Raw genomic sequence first — 1,958 nt, 5'->3', positions numbered from 1 at the left:
AATTGGCGCAGCCAAGAGGGGGGCAACGCCCCCCTGCCACGCCCCCGCCCTGCGCACCTTCAGAATGGCAGAACCAGCGGCACCAGCCCTACGCAGGCCAGGAGCGCGATCAGCGTGAACGGCCCGCCGATCCGCAGGAAATCGCTGAAGCGATAGTTGCCCGGCCCCACCACCAGCGTGTTCACCGGCGACGAGACCGGGGTCATGAACGCTGCCGAGGCTGCCAGCGCCACCGTCATGGCAAAGGGATAGGGCGATGCCCCCAGCGCCGCCGCGACGGCCAGCGCCACGGGGGCCATCAGCACGGCGGTGGCGGTGTTCGAGATGAACAGGCTCAGCGCCGCCGTTGCCGCAAAGATCACCGCCAGCACCATCCGTGGCGAGGCCCCCTCCAGCACCCCCAGCAACGCCTGCGCCGCAATCTCCACCCCGCCGGTGCGTTGCAGCGCCAGTGAAAAGGGCATCATGCCGACAATCAGGATCAGGCTTTGCCAATGGATTGACCGATAGGCCCCGGCCATGTCGATGCAGCGGAAAAGGCCCAGCAGCAGGCAGCCGAACAGCGCCGCCTGCACATTGGGCACCACCCCCCAGACCATCAGCACGATGACCAGCGCCAGCACCGCCACCGCCAATGGCGCGCGGTGGCGGGCGGGCACGGCTTCGTCCGATTCGGCGGGCAGATCCAGCAGCACCAGATCGCGCCGCTCCTCCGCCAGCTTGCGGATCGCCCGCCAGGGGCCCACGGTCAGCAGCGTATCGCCCGCGCGCAGGGGCTCGTCCACCACGCCGCCGGGCACCGCTTTCGTGCCGTGTTTCAGGCCGATCACCGACAGATCATGGCTGGTGCGGAAGCGCGCCCCGGTCACCGTCTGGCCGATCAGCCGCGAGGTGGGCGGCACGATGATCTGCGCCATGCCGATTTCCTGCGCAGTGTCGGTGAACCACTGGCCTGAAACCGGCAGCGCGATCAGCTCATTGGCCTGCGCGAAGGCCTCCAGGTCAAAGCCCCCGGCGTCCGCACCCGTATCCGCCGCGGAGCGCTGATCCAGCAGCAGGATATCGCCTGCCGCCAGTATCGTTCCCGCCCTTGGCTGGATCAGCCTGCGCCGGAACCCCGTGCCGCGCTCAACGGCGATGATGTTGACGCCCGCGCTGGCGCGCAGGTCCAGCGTGTCCAGCCGCTTGCCCGCCAGCGCCGATCCGGGGCGCAGCCGCAGGCGGTGCTCGCGCCCGGCCAGCGCATATTCGTCAACCCAGTTGGCCAGCGCCGCCCGCTCAGGCAGGGCGGGCGCCGGGCCGGGTGCCAGAAACCGGCGCGCCAGCAGCATATAGAGGGCCGCCAGCACCAGAACCGGCACGCCAAAGGGGGTGAAGGCGAAAAAGCTGAAACCCTCATGGCCCTGCCGTATCAGTTCGGAATGGACGACCAGATTGGGCGCGGTGGCGACCAGCGTCATCATCCCGCTGATCAGCGCGGCCATCGACAGCGGCATCATCAGGCGGCCCGCCGGGATGCGTGCATTGCGCGCGATGCGCAGCACGATGGGGATGAAGATGGCCACCACCCCGGTCGATGACATGAACGAGCCCACCCCGGCCACGATCACCATCAGCAGAACGATCAGCTTCGCTTCGCTGGCACCGGCGCGCGCGGTCAGCCAGTCCCCCAGCCGCTGCGTGACCCCGGTGCGCACCAGCGCCTCGCCGATGATGAACAGCGCCGCGATCAGCACGATATTGGGGTCTGACAGCCCCACCAGCGCCTCGGACATGCTGATGACCCCGGTCATCGGCAGCGCAACCATCATCATCACCGCGACCACATCCATGCGCGGGCGGTTGAGCGCGAACATCACCACCGCCGCGCCCAGAAGGGCCAGTACCATGGCAAGAGGTGACATGGCGGGTCAGCCCCCGCGCCGGGTTGCGGGGCGGGGGTTCGGGGGGCGCGTCAC

1 protein-coding gene is annotated in these 1,958 nt (G+C 69.1%); it reads right to left on the bottom strand.

The features are described 5' to 3' along the window. Positions 1 to 59 precede the first annotated feature (59 nt). Entirely contained in the window at positions 60 to 1,904 is a 1,845-nt protein-coding gene (locus V7Q53_RS23360) for an SLC13 family permease (RefSeq protein ID WP_333831440.1), read from the bottom strand. Positions 1,905 to 1,958: the final 54 nt, after the last annotated feature.

The sequence above is a fragment of the Pararhodobacter sp. genome (assembly GCF_036802785.1).
In the GTDB taxonomy this organism is placed as follows: domain Bacteria; phylum Pseudomonadota; class Alphaproteobacteria; order Rhodobacterales; family Rhodobacteraceae; genus Pararhodobacter.
The sequence above is the reverse complement of the archived record's forward strand: the minus strand, read 5'-3'. Positions and strand labels throughout refer to the sequence as shown.